Annotated in this window: 9 protein-coding genes and 1 rRNA gene; 2 read left to right on the top strand and 8 right to left on the bottom strand. The window is 72.6% G+C overall.

The genetic code is table 11. The features are described 5' to 3' along the window. Window positions 1-49 precede the first annotated feature (49 nt). The 6 genes from pgsA to ACFP3U_RS21520 all read right to left on the bottom strand — a co-directional run bounded on the left by pgsA (window position 50) and on the right by ACFP3U_RS21520 (window position 11,887). Window positions 50-688, bottom strand: coding sequence for a CDP-diacylglycerol--glycerol-3-phosphate 3-phosphatidyltransferase (gene pgsA / locus ACFP3U_RS21545; RefSeq protein WP_380227215.1), 639 nt, complete (start codon window positions 686-688; stop codon window positions 50-52). Continuing rightward, the gene (rimO, locus tag ACFP3U_RS21540) at window positions 685-2,157 is read right to left on the bottom strand and encodes a 30S ribosomal protein S12 methylthiotransferase RimO (protein ID WP_380227214.1); all 1,473 of its coding nucleotides are present in this window, start codon (window positions 2,155-2,157) and stop codon (window positions 685-687) included. The genes pgsA and rimO overlap by 4 nt, the downstream gene beginning before the upstream one ends. A 96-nt stretch (window positions 2,158-2,253) precedes the next feature. Further along, entirely contained in the window at window positions 2,254-3,126 is an 873-nt protein-coding gene (locus tag ACFP3U_RS21535; protein ID WP_380227213.1) for a helix-turn-helix domain-containing protein, read from the bottom strand. A gap of 316 nt (window positions 3,127-3,442) precedes the next feature. Next, window positions 3,443-6,139, bottom strand: a complete 2,697-nt coding sequence (locus ACFP3U_RS21530) for a DNA translocase FtsK (RefSeq protein WP_380227212.1) — start codon at window positions 6,137-6,139, stop codon at window positions 3,443-3,445. 181 nt (window positions 6,140-6,320) lie between these two features. Further along, the gene (locus ACFP3U_RS21525; protein WP_380227211.1) at window positions 6,321-6,956 is read right to left on the bottom strand and encodes a response regulator; all 636 of its coding nucleotides are present in this window, start codon (window positions 6,954-6,956) and stop codon (window positions 6,321-6,323) included. A 347-nt stretch (window positions 6,957-7,303) separates the two neighbouring features. Continuing rightward, entirely contained in the window at window positions 7,304-11,887 is a 4,584-nt protein-coding gene (locus tag ACFP3U_RS21520) for a HAMP domain-containing protein (RefSeq protein ID WP_380227277.1), read from the bottom strand. Between the two features lie 574 nt (window positions 11,888-12,461). Between ACFP3U_RS21520 and ACFP3U_RS21515 the strand changes: the two genes are divergently transcribed. After that, on the top strand, window positions 12,462-15,023 hold the full coding sequence (locus ACFP3U_RS21515; protein ID WP_380227210.1) for a SpoIIE family protein phosphatase: 2,562 nt from the start codon (window positions 12,462-12,464) through the stop codon (window positions 15,021-15,023). Window positions 15,024-15,297: 274 nt separating this feature from the next. Further along, window positions 15,298-15,861: an acetate uptake transporter gene (locus tag ACFP3U_RS21510; protein WP_380227209.1), complete on the top strand. Its 564-nt coding sequence runs from the start codon at window positions 15,298-15,300 to the stop codon at window positions 15,859-15,861. 93 nt (window positions 15,862-15,954) lie between these two features. Here ACFP3U_RS21510 and ACFP3U_RS21505 read toward each other — a convergent pair whose 3' ends face one another. Together ACFP3U_RS21505 and rrf are read right to left on the bottom strand one after the other, a co-directional pair. Further along, the gene (locus ACFP3U_RS21505) at window positions 15,955-16,791 is read right to left on the bottom strand and encodes a phosphatase PAP2 family protein (protein ID WP_380227208.1); all 837 of its coding nucleotides are present in this window, start codon (window positions 16,789-16,791) and stop codon (window positions 15,955-15,957) included. Window positions 16,792-16,885: 94 nt separating this feature from the next. Continuing rightward, a 5S ribosomal RNA gene (gene rrf, locus ACFP3U_RS21500) occupies window positions 16,886-17,002 on the bottom strand. Between the last annotated feature and the right edge of the window lie 138 nt (window positions 17,003-17,140).

The following is a 17,140-nucleotide window of genomic DNA, read 5'->3' as shown; positions in this document are numbered from 1 at the left end:
GCCGTCGGGGGACCGCTTCGGCCCGACTTCACCCGGCCGTGCGCCGCGTTCACCCGGCCGTGCGCCGCGCGGCCAGACCCTCCCGCCGCAGGCGCAACGCCTGCCCCACGTAGTCCAGCGCGGTGCCCACCGTCAGCAGCACCGCGACCCCCATCAGCACGGCCCGGGCGGTGGCCAGCCAGCCGGTCAGCTCCAGGACGTACATGCCGACCGCGATGCCCTGGGTGAGCGTCTTGAGCTTGCCGCCCCGGCTGGCCGGGATCACGCCGAAGCGGATCACCCAGAAGCGCATCAGCGTGATGCCGAGCTCACGGGCCAGGACCACCACGGTGATCCACCACGGCAGGTCCCCCAGCACCGAGAGCCCGATCAGCGCGGCGCCCATGATCGCCTTGTCGGCGATCGGGTCGGCGATCTTGCCGAAGTCGGTGACCAGGCCCTTGCGCCGGGCGAGCTCGCCGTCGAACAGGTCGGTGATCATCGCGATGGCGAAGGAGGCCCAGGCCACCGAGCGCCACTTGGGGTCGTGGCCGCCCTCGGCGAACAGCAGGGTCACGAAGACCGGGACCAGCAGCAGCCGGGCCATGGTCAGCACGTTCGCGATGTTCCAGATCCCGGGCGCCGGAGGCACCGCGGCCGCCGGTCTGCCCGGGTGGGCCGCGGTCGGGGCGCCGGGCCCCTGGGTCATGCCCCGGCTCCCGGTGCCCGGCGGACCCGCACCTGCTCCAGCACCTCGGCGACCAGGTCGACGCCCTCACTGGCGACCACCTTGGCCCGGTAGAACTGCCCGACCTCGGGGTCCTCCAGGCCGAGCAGCGTGGTGGCGCCGTCCGTCTCGGGGGCCTGGTGGGCGGCGCGGCCCTCGACCAGGTCGCCGTCGACGAACTCGACCAGCACCTCGATCTCGGTGCCGATCCGCTCCTCGGCCCGCTGGGCGGTCATCTCCTCGGCGAGCCGGCTGAGCCGGGCCAGCCGGTCGGCGACGACCTCCTCCGGCAGCTTGTCCTCGTACGTGGCCGCCTCGGTGCCGTCCTCGTCGGAGTAGCCGAAGACGCCGATCGCGTCCAGCCCGGCGTGCGTGACGAACCGCTCCAGCTCGGCGAAGTCCTCCTCGGTCTCCCCGGGGAAGCCCACGATGAAGTTGGACCGGGCGCCGGCCTGCGGAGCCTTGCCGCGGATGGTGCCGAGCAGCTCCAGGAACTGGTCGGTGGAGCCGAACCGGCGCATCCGGCGCAGCACGGCCGGCGCGGAGTGCTGGAACGACAGGTCGAAGTAGGGCACCACGTCCGTGGTGCCGGTCATCGCGTCGATCAGCCCGGGACGCATCTCGGCGGGCTGCAGGTAGGAGACCCGGACCCGCTCGATGCCCTCGACGGCGGCGACCTCGGTGAGCAGGGTCTCCAGCAGCCGGATGTCGCCGAGGTCCTTGCCGTACGAGGTGTTGTTCTCGCTGACCAGGACGACCTCGCGGACGCCCTCCCCGGCCAGCCACTGGGCCTCGTGCAGGACGTCGGAGGGGCGGCGGGAGATGAACGAGCCGCGGAAGGCCGGGATGGCGCAGAACGAGCAGCGCCGGTCGCAGCCGGAGGCGAGCTTGACGGAGGCGACGGGGCTGTCGTCCAGGCGCTTGCGCAGGGTGCGCGGCCCGGAGGCGGGCGCGACGCCCTCCGGCAGGTCCTCGGGGGCGCCGTGGCCCGGCAGGGCCACCTCGGTGGCGGCGGCCTGGCGTTCGACGGGGCTCAGCGGAAGCAGCTTGCGGCGGTCGCGCGGGAGGTGCGGGGCGTGGTGGCCGCCGGAGAGGATGGTCTGCAGGCGGTCGGAGATGTCCGAGTAGTCGTCGAAGCCGAGCACACCGTCGGCCTCGGGCAGCGCGTCGGCCAGCTCCTTGCCGTAGCGCTCGGCCATACAGCCGACCGCGACGACCGCCTGGGTGCGGCCGTGACCCTTGAGGTCGTTGGCCTCCAGGAGGGCGTCGACGGAGTCCTTCTTGGCGGCCTCGACGAAGCCACAGGTGTTGACGACGGCGACGTCGGCTTCGGCGGCGTCGTCAACGAGCAACCAGCCGTCGGCCTCCAGTCGCCCGGCGAGTTCCTCGGAATCCACCTCGTTGCGGGCGCATCCGAGCGTGACAAGGGCGACAGTACGGCGATCAGGCATAGGGCCAAGATTAACGCGCGGTCGCCGGAGCCGTTCGCCCCGGAGGCCGCGCGGCTCGTCCGGCCGGGTCCCCGGCCGGTCCGACGCCCCTCCCGATCAGCCCGCCTGCGGGTCGCCGGGGGTGTACGTGACGTGCACCACCTGGCCGTTCTTGCCCGCCGGGCCCAGGTCCTTGCCGTTGACGTACACGTGCACGGCGCCCGCGTTGCCGATCACCAGCTTGATCTGCTTGGGGTCGGTGAAGGTCTGGTCGTGACCTTCCTCGATGTTGTTCTGGAACAGCGACTTCCCGGTGCCGTCGACCGCCGAGACCCAGCTGGTGTCCTTCTCGGCGACCAGCTTCACGGTGACCTTGTCGGCCGGGGCGGCGGCGATCGCGGCGGCGCTGGGCACCGGCGCGGGCGGCTGCACGGCCGGGGTGGGCGCCGGGGCCACCGTGGCGACCGAGCCGGTGCCGGAGCCGGAGGGCAGCGGGGCGCTGGCGGAGCCGGTGGTGCCGGTGCCGCTCTTGCCGCTCACCAGGTTGAAGCCGATCAGCCCGACGACCGCGACGATCGCGGCGACCATCGCCGCCGTCCAGTTCGGCCGGCCCCGGCCGGGGACCTTGATCGGGCCGCTCTCGATCAGCTCGGTGGGCCGCCGGGAGGCCGGGGAGCCGCCGTGCGCGGCGTCGTAGCGGGCCACCAGGGCCTCGCCGTCGACGCCGACCAGTTGGGCGATCGCGCGGATGTGGCCGCGGGCGTAGAAGTCGCCGCCGCACCGGCCGAAGTCGTCCTCCTCGATGGCGTGCACGATCGGCACCCGCACCCGGGTGGCACTGCTCACCTGATCCACCGTGAACCCGGCGTCGATCCGGGCGGCGGAGAGCACCCGGCCGATGCTCGGGGCATCGGCCGGCTGTTCCGCGGCCCCGGAGGGCACGGCGGACGACGCGGCGTTCTCGCGGTCGGGGGACTTGCCGATGGTCACGGTGCACGCCTTTCGAGCGGTTGGCCACCTGCTGGGGAACAGTCTAGGGGCGTGGGCGGATCGTTTCTCAAGCGGAACAGGCCCGAATGCGCTCGCCCGCCCCGGCTCGGGGCCGGGCGTGCACTGACCGCCCGTCACCGCGGGGGCCGCCGTCTCCGGGGCCGCCGTACCAGGGCGGCGCATCGGCCGTCGCCGGTGGGACGCCGTGCGCATCCGATCGGTTCCGCACCGGCCGCCTACCCCCGTCCGAACGGGTGAACACCCGTCAGTGCGCCCGGGTGCCCCCGGGTGGCCCCGCCTGCCCCCGGGTGCCCGCTCAGCCGCGGATGGCGACGATCACCCCGTCCAGCTCGTCCGGCTTCACCAGGACGTCGCGGGCCTTGGAGCCCTCGCTCGGCCCGACGATGCCGCGCGACTCCATCAGGTCCATCAGCCGGCCGGCCTTGGCGAAGCCGACCCGCAGCTTGCGCTGCAGCATCGAGGTGGAGCCGAACTGGGTGGAGACGACCAGCTCGGCCGCCTGGATCAGCAGCTCCAGGTCGTCGCCGATCTCCTCGTCGATCTCCTTCTTCGGCCCGCCGCCGACCGTCACGTCCTCGCGGTAACTGGCGGACAGCTGCTCCTTGCAGTGCTTCACCACCGCGGCGATCTCGGCCTCGGTGACGAACGCGCCCTGCATGCGGATCGGCTTGCTCGCGCCCATCGGCAGGAACAGCGCGTCGCCCTTGCCGATCAGCTTCTCGGCGCCGGGCTGGTCCAGGATGACCCGGGAGTCGGCCATCGCCGAGGTGGCGAAGGCCAGCCGGGACGGCACATTGGCCTTGATCAGGCCGGTGACCACGTCCACCGAGGGCCGCTGGGTGGCCAGCACCAGGTGGATGCCGGCCGCGCGGGCGAGCTGGGTGATCCGGACCACCGAGTCCTCGACGTCGCGCGGCGCGACCATCATGAGGTCGGCCAGCTCGTCGACGATCACCAGCAGGTACGGGTACGGCGTCAGCTCGCGCTCGCTGCCGAGCGGCGGGGTGACGGTGCCGGCCCGGACCGCCGCGTTGAAGTCGTCCACGTGGCGGAAGCCGAACGCGGCGAGGTCGTCGTAGCGCATGTCCATCTCGCGGACCACCCACTGGAGGGCCTCGGCGGCCTTCTTCGGGTTGGTGATGATCGGCGTGATGAGGTGCGGGATGCCCTCGTACGCGGTCAGCTCGACCCGCTTGGGGTCGACCAGCACCATCCGCACCTCGTCCGGGGTGGCCCGGGCGAGGATCGAGGTGATCAGGCAGTTGATGCAGGACGACTTGCCCGCGCCGGTCGCGCCGGCCACCAGGATGTGCGGCATCTTGGCGAGGTTGGCCATCACGGTGTGGCCCTCGACGTCCTTGCCCATGCCGACGACCATCGGGTGGGTGTCCTCGGCGGCGGTGCGCGAGCGCAGCAGGTCGCCGAGGTTGACCATCTCGCGGTCCCGGTTGGGGATCTCGACGCCGACCGCGGACTTGCCCGGGATCGGGCTGATGATCCGCACGTCCGCGCTGGCCACCGCGTACGCGATGTTCTTGGCGAGCGCGGTGATCCGCTCGACCTTGACGGCCGGGCCCAGCTCGACCTCGTAGCGGGTGACCGTCGGGCCGCGGGTGAAGCCGGTCACCCGGGCGTCCACCTTGAACTCCTTGAACGTCCCGGTGAGCTGGGCCACCACCTCGTCGTTGAGGGCGCTGCGGGCCTTGGCCGGGCCGCCGCGCTCCAGCAGGTCGAGCGGGGGCAGCGCGTAGCTGAGGCCCTCGGCGAGCTGGAGCTGCTCCATCCGGGCCGGCGCCGGGCCGTGCTCCTCGGCGGTACCGGGGCCGGCGCCGCCGGTGCGGGCGGCCGGGACGGCGTGCTCCTCCGGCGGGGCGGTGCGGTCCTGCACCTGGTGCATCATGTCCGCCACGGCCGAGGAGGCGGGCACGCCGTAGACCAGCGCGCCGTCCAGGTCGGCGGCGGCGCCGGCGGCGATGTTCCGGGTGGCGTACGGGTCCAGTGGATCCTTGGCGAACATGTCCGGCTCGGCGGCGGCGGCCTCGGCCGGCTCCGGCTTCCGCTTGCGGCGGCGCCGGCGGGCGGCCACCTCGTCCGAGAGGTCCTCGCCGGCGGTCTCCACGGTGAAGGGCAGGGCCGCGGGGTCGGCGTCCTCCGGCGGTTCGTGGGAGAACTCACGCTCCGGCGTGCGCCCCCCGTGCCCGGCGTCCTGCGGGCCGGCCTCGACCACGCCCAGCCGGACGCCGGCCGCGCGCATCCGCTCCGGGATCCGGTTGACCGGGGTGGCGGTGGTGACCAGCAGGCCGAAGAAGGCGAGCAGCAGGAGCAGCGGCACCGCGAGGGCCGGCCCGGCGGCGGCCATCATCGGGGTGGACGCGGCCCAGCCGATGATCCCGCCGGCCGTCCTTATCCGGGTCGCGCCGCTGCCCATCACGGGCGCGCCGCAGCCGATGTGGACCAGGCCGAGCACCCCGACCAGCAGGGTGCTCAGGCCGATCATGATCCGCCCGTTGGCCTCCGGCAGCTCCGGGTGGCGCATCAGCCGGACGGCCACCGCGGCCAGCAGGAAGGGCACCAGCACGTCCAGCCGGCCGAACAGGCCGGACACCACGTTGGTGGCCGCCTCGCCCAGCCAGCCCTGCGGGCTGAACCAGGTGCCGGCGGCGGTGACCAGGGCCAGTGCGAGCAGCAGCAGGCCGACGCCGTCCTTGCGGTGCGCCGGGTCGAGGTTCTTCGCGCCGTCGCCGAAGCCGCGGAGGACCGCGCCGATGCCGTGCGCCGTCCCGAGCCAGAGGGCGCGCACGGCGCGGAAGAGTATCGGCCGGGGCGCGGGCGGCGGCGGGGCGGCCGGCCTGGCCGCCGTCCGCTTCGCCGGGGCGGCCTTCTTGGCGGCCGCCTTCTTCGCGGGCGGCTTGGCCGGAGTCTTCGCCACGGCCTTCTTGGACGGTCCCGGACTCGAGTTGCGTGCCGCGCTTCCGGGCGTACGTGTGGCCATGGGTCAGCAGCCTACCGGGGCACACCAGCTGTGCCCATGTCGTCCGGCCGGGTGCCCGGACGTGTCGCCGACACACCGTCACCGCGGTCGCGTTCACCCGGACGGGCCAGCGCAAACGGCCGGCGCCGACGGCCGGTGCCGACGGCCGACGGGAGGCCGCCGGACCGCGCCCGGCGCGGGCTCAGTCGGTGCCGGGGCGCAGCGCGTCCAGCGCGCGCCGCAGGCCGGCCAGCTTGCGCTCCAGGTGCGCCGCGGTGGCCGCCACCCCGCCGTCCTCGGTGCCGTCCAGCTGCTTGGCCAGCGACTCGGCCTGCTCCTCGACGGCGGCCAGCCGGGCCGACAGCTCGCCGAGCAGCGCGCCGCCGATGGCCGGCTCGGCACCGCTCGCCTCCAGCTGCAGCCGCAGCAGCGCGGCCTGCTCCTTCAGCTGGCAGTTCTTCATGTAGAGGTCGACGAAGACCGAGACCTTGGCGCGCAGCACCCAGGGATCGAACGGCTTGGAGATGTAGTCGACCGCGCCCGCCGCGTAGCCGCGGAAGGTGTGGTGCGGGCCGTGGTTGATCGCGGTCAGGAAGATGATCGGGATGTCCCGGGTGCGCTCGCGCCGCTTGATGTGGGCGGCGGTCTCGAAACCGTCCATCCCCGGCATCTGGACGTCCAGCAGGATCACCGCGAAGTCGTCGGTGAGCAGCGCCTTGAGCGCCTCCTCACCGGAGGCCGCCCGGACCAGGGTCTGGTCCAGTGCCGAGAGGATCGCCTCCAGCGCCAGGAGGTTCTCCGGCCGGTCGTCGACCAGGAGGATCTTCGCCTTCTGCATTACGACGCGCCCTCCTGTCGCCTGCCTACCTGGGGAAGGCACCCGCGTACTGCCCACCACTACCCCGGTCATGCTAGCCGCACCCCCTCGCCCGGCACATCGCCCCGTCGCGTCCGGATCCGGAGCGGCGCGCGGTCAGTGCACCGGCGTACGCTCACCAGCGAGTCGTCACTCGGTCACTGTTCGCAACGATCGGTGACCCTACCCGGTTCCCGACCCCTGCCGCCAGCAAACCGCCCACCCCACCGGCGTGAACCCCGGAGCGTACTCCGCGATTCACGCCCCCGCCATTCGAGCAGGCCGAACTCGGCCGTGTCCGGGGCCTCCTGGGCCCCGGCGCCCGGCGGTCAGGACTTCCGGACGGTGAGCCACTCGTGCATCACCGACAGCAGGTGGTCGGTCTCCACCGGCTTGGTGATGTGGTCGGTGGCACCGGCCTCCAGGGACTTCTCCTTGTCGCCCTTCATCGCCTTGGCGGTCAGCGCGATGATCGGCAGCCCGGCGAACTGGGGCATCCGGCGGATCGCCTCGGTGGTCGCGTAGCCGTCCATCTCCGGCATCATGATGTCCATCAGGACCAGCGCGACGTTCTCGTGCTGCTCCAGCATCTCGATGCCCTCGCGGCCGTTCTCCGCGTACAGCACGGTCAGGCCGTGCTGCTCCAGCACGCTGGTGAGGGCGAACACGTTGCGCACGTCGTCGTCGACGATCAGCACCTGCTCGCCGTCGAACCGGGTGTCGCTCCGGCCGGCGGACCGGAGCCCCGACGCGGACTCCGGGGCCCGCCCGTCGGCCGTCCGGCCCTCCGCCGCCCGTCCGGCGTCCCCGCGGAGGCCGGCGGGCCGGGCCTGGGCGGTGCCGCCGTCGGCCGACGAGGCGTCCAGGGCCGCCGCGCGGCGGCGCTCGACCGCGCCCCGGCGGCGGACCTCGACCAGCTCCCGCACCTCCTGCGCCCAGTGGTCGGCCGGGCTCTCCCCCACCGGCACCGGCGTCCCGACCGGCGTCACCCCGACCGAGGCGCGCAGCACGGGCGCGCTCGGCGCCGCCTGGCCGCCGGCGTCCGGGGCCTCGGCCCGCAGCGGCAGGTAGAGGGTGAAGGTCGAGCCCTTGCCCAGCTCGCTCTCGGCGTGGATCTCACCGCCGAGCAGCCGGGCGATCTCCCGGCTGATCGACAGCCCGAGACCGGTGCCGCCGTACTTGCGGCTGGTGGTGCCGTCCGCCTGCCGGAACGGCTCGAAGATCTCCCGCAGCTTGTTGCCCGGGATCCCGATGCCGGTGTCGGACACCGTGAAGGCGATCAGCTGGTCCTCCGGGTCGTCGATCGCGCCCGCCTCCAGCAGCTGCTCGCGCACGTGCTGCGGCACGTCCCGGCCGGCCGGACTGATCGAGAAGTCCACGGCACCGGTGTCGGTGAACTTCACGGCGTTGGAGATGAGGTTGCGCAGCACCTGCTGGAGCCGCTGCTCGTCGGTGTGCAGGGTGACCGGCAGGGCCGGCGAGACCCGGACGCCGAACTCCAGGTTCTTGTCCAGCGCGACCGGCTGGAAGGTCGCCTCCACGTAGTCGACCAGCTGGACGAGGGCGATCCGGGCCGGCCGGACGTCCATCTTCCCCGCCTCGACCTTGGACAGGTCGAGGATGTCGTTGATCAGCTGGAGCAGGTCGGACCCGGCGCCGTGGATGGTGTCGGCGAACTCGACCTGCTTGGGCGAGAGGTTGCCCTCGTTGTTGTCGGAGAGCAGCTTGGCCAGGATCAGCAGCGAGTTCAGCGGGGTGCGCAGCTCGTGCGACATGTTGGCGAGGAACTCGCTCTTGTACCGGGAGGCCAGCGCGAGCTGCTCGGCGCGCTCCTCCAGGACCTGCCGGGCCTCCTCGATCTCGCTGTTCTTGATCTCGATGTCACGGTTCTGCTGGGCGAGTTGCTCGGCCTTCTCCTGCAACTCCTCGTTGGTGTGCTCCAGTTCCTCCTGGCGCGCCTCCAACTCGGCGGACCGCATCGAGAGTTCCGCGGTCAGCCGCTGGGACTCCAGCAGCAGGCCCTCGGTCTTGGTGTTGACGCTGATGGTGTTGACGGTGACGCCGATGAGGTCGGCGATCTGGTTGAGGAAGTCCAGCGCGACGGTGGTGAACGAGCTGAAGGTGGCCAGCTCGATCACGCCCAGCAGTCGGCCCTCGAACAGCACCGGCAGCACCACGATGTGGGCCGGCGAGGCCTCGCCCAGGCCGGAGGCGATCTTCAGGTAGCCGGGCGGCGCCTCCTTGAGGATGATCGCCCGCTTCTCCACCGCCGCCTGGCCGATCAGCGACTCACCGGGGCGGAAGGTCGTCGGCATGGACCGCCGCTGGTAGCCGTAGCTGCCGATCAGCCGCAGCACGGTGTCGTTCTCGTCGTCGTCCTCGGTGATCAGCTCGGCGGTGCGGCCGGCCGGCTGGGCGAGGAAGAACGCGCCGTGCTGCGCCGAGACCACCGGGGTGAGCTCGGTCATGATCAGCGAGGCCACCGCCTCGAGGTCGCGCCGCCCCTGGAGCAGGCCGGAGATCCGGGCCAGGTTGGTCTTCAGCCAGTCCTGCTCCTGGTTGGTGCGGGTGGTCTCGCGCAGGTTGGCGATCATCTGGTTGATGTTGTCCTTGAGCTCGTCGAGCTCGCCGGCGGCGTCCACGTCGATCCGCAGCGACAGGTCGCCCCGGGTCACCGCGGTGGCGACCTGCGCGATCGCGCGCACCTGCCGGGTGAGGTTGTTCGCCAGCTCGTTGACGGACTCGGTGAGGTCCTGCCACGTGCCGTCCACCCCGGGCACCCGGGCCTGGCCGCCGAGCCGCCCGTCGGTGCCCACCTCGCGGGCCACCCGGGTGACCTCGTCGGCGAACGCCGAGAGCTGGTCCACCATGGTGTTGATGCTGGTCTTGAGCTCCAGGATCTCGCCCCGGGCGTCCACGTCGATCTTCTGCGACAGGTCGCCGCGCGCCACGGCCGTGATCACCAGCGCGATGTTCCGCACCTGACCGGTCAGGTTGTTGGCCATCAGGTTGACGTTGTCGGTCAGGTCCTTCCAGATGCCGGCCACGCCCGGCACGCCCGCCTGGCCGCCCAGGATGCCGTCGGTGCCCACCTCGCGGGCCACCCGGGTCACCTCCACCGCGAAGGCGGAGAGCTGGTCGACCATGGTGTTGAGGGTCCCGGCCAGCGCCGCGACCTCGCCCTGCGCCTCGATGGTGATCTTCTTGGAGAGGTCGCCGGAGGCCACCGCGGTCGCCACCTCGGCGATGTTCCGCACCTGGCTGGTGAGGTTCGACGCCATGAAGTTGACGTTGTCGGTCAGGTCCTTCCAGATGCCCGACACCCCGCGCACCCGGGCCTGGCCGCCGAGGTTCCCCTCGGTGCCGACCTCGCGGGCCACCCGGGTGACCTCGTCGGCGAACGCCGAGAGCTGGTCCACCATGGTGTTGACGGTGGTGACCAGCTCCAGGATCTCGCCCCGGGCGTCGACGGTGATCTTCTTCGAGACGTCGCCGCGGGCCACCGCGGTGGTCACCTCGGCGATGTTGCGGACCTGGCTGGTCAGGTTGTTGGCCATCAGGTTGACGCTGTTGGTGAGGTCCTTCCAGGTGCCGGACACCCCCGGCACGCTCGCCTGGCCGCCGAGGATGCCCTCGGTGCCGACGTCCCGGGCCACCCTGGTCACCTCGTCGGCGAAGGCCGAGAGCTGGTCGACCATCGTGTTGATGGTGTTCTTCAGCTCCAGGATCTCCCCGCGGGCGTCCACCTGGATCTTCTGCGAGAGGTCGCCGCGGGCGACGGCCGTGGTCACCTGCGCGATGTTCCGCACCTGGTCGGTGAGGTTGTTCGCCATGAAGTTGACGTTGTCGGTGAGGTCCCGCCAGACGCCGGCCGCCCAGGGCACCTGCGCCTGACCGCCGAGGCGCCCCTCGGTGCCCACCTGACGGGCCACCCGGGTCACCTGCTCGGCGAAGCCGGAGAGCTGGTCGACCATCGTGTTGATGGTGTTCTTCAGCTCCAGGATCTCCCCGCGGGCGTCCACCTCGATCTTCTGCGAGAGGTCGCCGCGCGCCACCGCCGTGGTCACCTGCGCGATGCTGCGGACCTGACCCGTCAGATTGTCCGCCATGAAGTTCACCGAGTCGGTGAGGTCCCGCCAGACCCCGGCGACGCCCGGCACCTGCGCCTGGCCGCCCAGCCTGCCCTCGGTGCCCACGTCCCTGGCCACCCGGGTCACCTGCGCCGCGAAGCCGTTCAGCTGGTCCACCATCGTGTTGACGGTGTTCTTCAGCTCCAGCATCTCGCCGGCCACCTCGACCGTCACCTTGCGGGACAGGTCGCCCTTGGCGACCGCGGTGGTCACCTGCGCGATGTTCCGCACCTGCGCGGTCAGCCGGCCGGCCATGGTGTTGACCGAGTCCGCGAGGTCCTTCCAGCTGCCGGAGACGCTGCGCACCTTCGCCTGGCCGCCCAGCTTGCCCTCGGTACCGACCTCCCGGGCCACCCGGGTCACCTCGTCGGTGAACTCCGACAGCTGGTCCACCAGCCCGTTGACGGTGCGGCCGATCTTCAGGTACTCGCCGCGCAGCGGGTGGCTCACCCCGTTGCTGTGCAGCGAGCGCAACTCCATCTTCTGGTCCAGGTCGCCCTCGGCGATCGAGGTCAGCACCCGGCCCACCTCGGACATCGGCCGCGCCAGGTCGTCGATCAGCGCGTTGCAGTTGTCGACCGCCGCCATCCAGGCGCCCTCGCCGGCGCCGGTCTCCAGCCGCTCGTTCAGCCGGCCCTCGCGGCCCACCGCCCGCCGCACCCGGGCCAGCTCGCCCGTCAGGTGCTGGTTGCGCTCGGCCACCTCGTTGAACACCGCGGCGATCTCCGCCAGCGGTCCGTCCCCGGGCACCGTCAGCCGGCGCCGGAAGTTTCCGTCCCGCATCGCCGTCAGCGCGGCCAGCAGCTTGCGCAGCTCGGCCGGCTCGGCGCCGCGGTTGTGGTTGACACGCCGCCCGGCCGCGCTCCGCGGCGCGGCCCCGGGCCGTCCACCACGCTGAGCGGGCGGCGTCGTACCGGTTGCGTCCTTGGTGGCCGAACTCAACGGGCCCCTCCCAGATCGTGAACTGTCCGGCCCCCGCGGACGCGCCCCGGCCGGGGCCCGCCGCCGGACACCGTCCCGGCGTTACCGTCCCGGTGACCACTCGGGCCCACCGGAACCCGCAACGACCGTACTGCTCCGACCGGACATCGCGGACCCCCCAGTCTGGCAGCACTCGCGCCCGGTACAAGGCCGGTTGCGCTCGGTTGGTACCGGGCCGGTCCGAAACGGGTGGGCAGAATCACCCTCCGGTGCCTGTTTCGACGCCCCGCCCCCACGGGGAACCAAGCGGAAAGTAGGGTGGGGCGCTGCACCGGGCCACCGACCCGCCCCAGCGCCGCCGCCACCCCGCCGGCGCGCACCGGGCGTCGGCGCCGCACCCGGGCAGTCAGGGCCAGAGCAGAGGAGACGTGGCAACGTGGTCACCGCGCGCGCAGCCGCCACCTTCGAACCCGTGGACCGGTCGGCCGGTGCCGCCCGCTCCTTCGTCCGGGAAGCCCTGCTGGGCTGGGGCCTGCCCGAGGTCGTCGACGACGCCGTGGTCCTGGTCAGCGAGCTGGTCACCAACGCCGTCGTGCACGCCGGCACCGCCGCCGAGGTCTGCTGCCTGCGCGAGGACGGCACCGTCCGGATCGAGGTCACCGACCACCACCCCGAACGCGGCCTGCCCAGCTTCACCGACGCCCCCACCACCGCGTCCGACCACTACGCCGACGCCGACGGCGAGGGCGGCCGCGGCCTGCTGATGTGCGCCGCCCTCGCCGAACGCTGGGGCGTCGAGTACGGCTCCGGCCGCAAGACCGTCTGGTTCCGGCTCGCCCTGCCCGCGCACGCCCCCGGCACCCGCTACGCGCTGCCCGCCACCCCCGGCGGCGAACTGCCCCGCAGCAGCGGCCCGGTACGCGTCGCCGTCGTCCAGCTCGACGACGACGGCCGGGTGCTCGCCTGGAACCCCGACGCCGAGGCGCTCTTCCAGCACCCCGCCGACGCCGTGCTCGGCCGCCCCTGGGCCGACCTCGCCCACTGGCCGCAACCCGCCGACGCCGCCCCCGGCCTCGGCCTCGCCGCCACCCTGCGGCTCGCCCGCTGGGAGGGCGGCTACGCCGTGCGCCGCGCCGACGGCGACACCGTGGACGTCTACGGCGTCCAGGTCCGCCTGCGCGACACCGACGGCACCCCGTCCACGCTCTGCCTGCTGGTCCTCGACGACGACCGCGCCGTCCTGCGCTCCCCCGCCCGCGCCCTGCCCGGAGACCGCGCCGAACCCGCCACCCGGCTCGACCTGCTGGCCGGCCTCGGCAGCGGCGAGGACCTCGACACCCTGCTCCAGCACACCGTCGAACGCGCCCGCGACCTGCTCGACGCCGACGCCGCCTACCTGCTGCTCACCACCGAGGACGAGACCGCGTTCGAGGTCCGCGCCGCCACCGGACTGCCCGCCGCACGGCCGCACACCCGCTTCCCCGTCGACACCGGCAACCGCTACGACTCGCCCCGCCTGCCCTCCGTCCACGAGGACCTCGCCACCCGGCCCGCCGGCCTGCCCGTGCTCGACGACAGCGGACTGCGCTCCCTGCTCACCGTCCCGCTCAAGGTCGAGGGCCGGCTGATCGGCTCGCTCGGCATCGCCACCGCCGGCCCCGGCCGCTACGACAACGAGGACGCGCTGCGCCTGCAGTCCGCCGCCGACCGGCTCGCGCTCGCCGTCGAGTCCACCCGGCTCACCGAACTCGAACGGCTGCGCCGCGGCTCGCTCTCCTTCCTCGTCGAAGCCTCCGACCTGCTCGCCGGCACCCTGGAACACGAGCAGACCCTGGCCCTGATGGCGCAGATGGCCGTCCCCACCCTCGCCTCCTGGTGCGCCGTCTACACCAACGGCGACCACGGCGCCCCCGCCTCGCTCGCCTTCGTCCTGCACGAGGACGAGGACCGCATCGACCCGCTGCGCGCGCTGCTCGACAAGACCCCCGCCCCGGACACCGGCCCCACCCACGGCGCCCGCTTCTGGACCGGCCCCACCGAGACCGCCGACGGCAACGGCTTCACCCACGAACCCGGCCTCCACGGCCTCCTCGGCGAGACCGTCGTGCTGCCGCTGAAGGCACGCAACCGGGTGATCGGCCTGCTCGCGCTCGGCACCCCGGCCGGCGTCCGGTTCCGCCAGGAGGTCCTCGAACTCGCCGAGGACCTCTCCCGCCGGGCCGCCCTCGCCCTCGACAACTCGCGCCTCTACTCCGAGCGCACCGCCACCAGCCAGGCCCTGCAGCGCAGCCTGCTGCCGCCGGACCTGCCCGACATCCCCGGCGTCGAGGTCGACGTCTACTACCAGGCCGCGGGCGAGGGCAACGAGGTCGGCGGCGACTTCTACGACCTCTTCCCGATCCGCGAGGGCACCTACGGCTTCGCCATCGGCGACGTCTGCGGCACCGGTCCGGAGGCCGCCTCGGTCACCGGCCTGGCCCGGCACTCGCTGCGCCTGCTCGCCCGCGAGGGCCTGGACGCCCCGCAGGTCCTCAGCCGGCTCAACACCGCGATCCTGGACGAGGGTTCGCGCAGCCGCTTCCTCACCCTGCTGTACGGCGAGCTGACGCCCCGTCCGGACGGCAGCACCGAACTCTCCCTGGTCTGCGCCGGCCACCCGCTGCCGCTGCGGCTGCGCACCGACGGCCGGGTCGACCGGGCCGCCACCCCGCAGCCGCTGCTCGGCGTCATGGACGACCTCGACCTGACCGCCGAACACCTGGTGCTCAACCCCGGTGAAGTCCTGCTCTGCGTCACCGACGGCGTCACCGAACGCCGCGAGGGCCTGCGGATGCTGGGCGACGACGGCCTCGCCGAGGTGCTCACCGGCTGCACCGGCCTCACCGCCGGGGCGGTCGCGCTGCGCGTCCAGCGGGCGGTCGAACGCTTCGCCCCGGAGCCGCCCTCCGACGACATGGCCATCCTCACCCTGCGGGTGCCCACCCAGCGGACCGCCTGACCGCGCCTGACAGCGCCTGACCGATCCAGCACGGGGGCGGTCACAAAATATGCGATTCACAAGGGTACAAGCGCGCTCACCCTGGGTACACCGATCTCACCCGGGGAATCCCCCGGCGGGGACCTGACCAGCGGTTCTTCCGCTGGCCCACTTTCCGACCGCAGCCGTCGCACGCTCCAGCCGTGCGCCTCCGGCGCGGTCACGCGCCTTCATCTCGGACACTCAACCGCGTTCTCTGCGCCCTGCGCGCGCCCATGAGTGAAAGGAGCCTCCGGTGAGCAATGAAGCTACCGGGGCACTGACCGCCCGCTCCACCGGTGCCGACGCGGGTAACCTCGGTTACCTCGCACTCGGCCTGACCCTTCTCGCCTACGGTCTCCTCTCGACCGGCCTGTTCAGCGGCACATCCGCGGGGAACTCGGCCCATCTCGCCCACATCGTCGGCGGTCTCACCCTCTTCATCGCCGGCCTCTGGCAGTTCCGCGCCGGCGAGGGCTTCACCGGGACGGCCTTCACCAGCCTCGGCGCCTTCTGGGCCACCTGGTCCACGGCCTCCGGCGTCGGCAAGAACGCGGCCGGCCTGTTCCTCCTGCTCTGGGCCCTGCTCGCCCTCACCCTGACCGCGGCGAGTTGGAACGCGGGCCTGTTCAGCCGGGTGGTCTACGGCCTGCTGACGGTCTCCCTGTTCCTCTCGGCGATCGCCACCTTCAACACCTCCGGCGGCCTCGCCAAGGCGGCCGGCTGGATCGCCGCGGCCTCCGGGCTGGCGGCCTGGTACTGGGCCACCGCGTCGCTGACCAACAGCGCGTGGGGTCGGGACGCCCTGCCGGTCAAGTAACGGCGGGTGCGCCGGTGGGCCGGACCCTCCCCCCACGGGGCCCGGCCCACCGGCATGTCCGCGCCCGCCCGGCCCGCCCGGCCCGCCCTCGGCTCAGCCGCGGGCACCCACCCGTTCCCGTCCGGTCTCCGGCCGGACGTCCGTCGTGCTCCGTGCCCGCCACCGTGCGAAGCCGCGCTGGGCCACGTAGGCCAGCAGCAGGATCGCCACCGCCACCAGGCCGTCCGCCCAGAAGTGGTTGGCCGTCACCACCACGACCGCGATCGTCAGCACCGGGTGCAGCACCATCAGCCACCGCAGCGGGCTCCGCGCCACCCGCACCACCGCGACCGCCACCAGCACGCACCACGCCACATGGACCGAGGGCATCGCCGACAGCTGCGCGGCCTTGACCATCCCGCCGACCGCGCCGCCGTACACCGACTGCCCGTACTCCGCCGCGACGTCGACGAAGCCCCGCTCCGGCAGCATCCGGGGCGGCGCCACCGGGATGAACTGGACGGCCAGACAGGCCGCCGTCGTGATCACCACCGTGGTCCGCACCCACGCGTAGCGCGCCCGGTGTCTGAGGAAGACCCAGACCAGCACCGCGATCATCACGGTGAAGTGCATCGACGCGTAGTAGTAGTTCGCCAGCTTCACCACCACCGGGTACGGCGTCACCGCGGCCTGCCAGGAGGCCTCGTCGGGCAGCCCGACCGCCAGCTCCGTCCGGTGGATCCAGCGCGCCCGGTCCAGGGCGTGCTCGGTGCTCATCAGCGAGAGGCTCCCGACCAGCTGCCAGAGCGCGAACAGTGCCAGCAGGGTGCCGGCCTCCCGCAGAACCGCCGAAACGCCCGACCTCCGTACCCGGGCCGCCACGTACGAGCCCCCGTAGAGAGCGACCGCGGCGCCCCCGGCGGACTGCCAGGTAAGGGTCAGGTTCTGCAAGGGTTCGCGCCTCTCCACCGAACTCGGACGTGGTGGGGAGACGTTAACGCAAAAACCCCCGCCGGAGATCCGGCGGGGGTTCTTTGGAATGATTGTTCGGCGGCGTCCTACTCTCCCACAGGGTCCCCCCTGCAGTACCATCGGCGCTGTGAGGCTTAGCTTCCGGGTTCGGAATGTAACCGGGCGTTTCCCTCACGCTATGACCACCGAAACACTATGAAACTGTCAACCGCACCCACGACAGGCCATGCCGTGGGGGTCGTTGTTTCAGAACAACACAGTGGACGCGAGCAACTGAGGACAAGCCCTCGGCCTATTAGTACCGGTCAACTCCACCCCTCACAGGGCT

This window comes from Kitasatospora misakiensis (assembly GCF_042656005.1).
In the GTDB taxonomy this organism is placed as follows: domain Bacteria; phylum Actinomycetota; class Actinomycetes; order Streptomycetales; family Streptomycetaceae; genus Kitasatospora; species Kitasatospora misakiensis.
Note: the sequence above shows the minus strand (reverse complement) of the source record. Positions and strands in the feature narration are given on the sequence as shown.

Excerpts from the sequence above, each read along its gene's own strand:
- pgsA (WP_380227215.1), bottom strand. The coding sequence starts at position 688 with ATGACCCAGGGGCCCGGCGCCCCGACCGCGGCCCACCCGGGCAGACCG.
- rimO (WP_380227214.1), bottom strand. The coding sequence starts at position 2,157 with ATGCCTGATCGCCGTACTGTCGCCCTTGTCACGCTCGGATGCGCCCGC.
- ACFP3U_RS21530 (WP_380227212.1), bottom strand. The coding sequence starts at position 6,139 with ATGGCCACACGTACGCCCGGAAGCGCGGCACGCAACTCGAGTCCGGGA.
- ACFP3U_RS21525 (WP_380227211.1), bottom strand. The coding sequence starts at position 6,956 with ATGCAGAAGGCGAAGATCCTCCTGGTCGACGACCGGCCGGAGAACCTC.
- ACFP3U_RS21520 (WP_380227277.1), bottom strand. The coding sequence starts at position 11,887 with ATGCGGGACGGAAACTTCCGGCGCCGGCTGACGGTGCCCGGGGACGGA.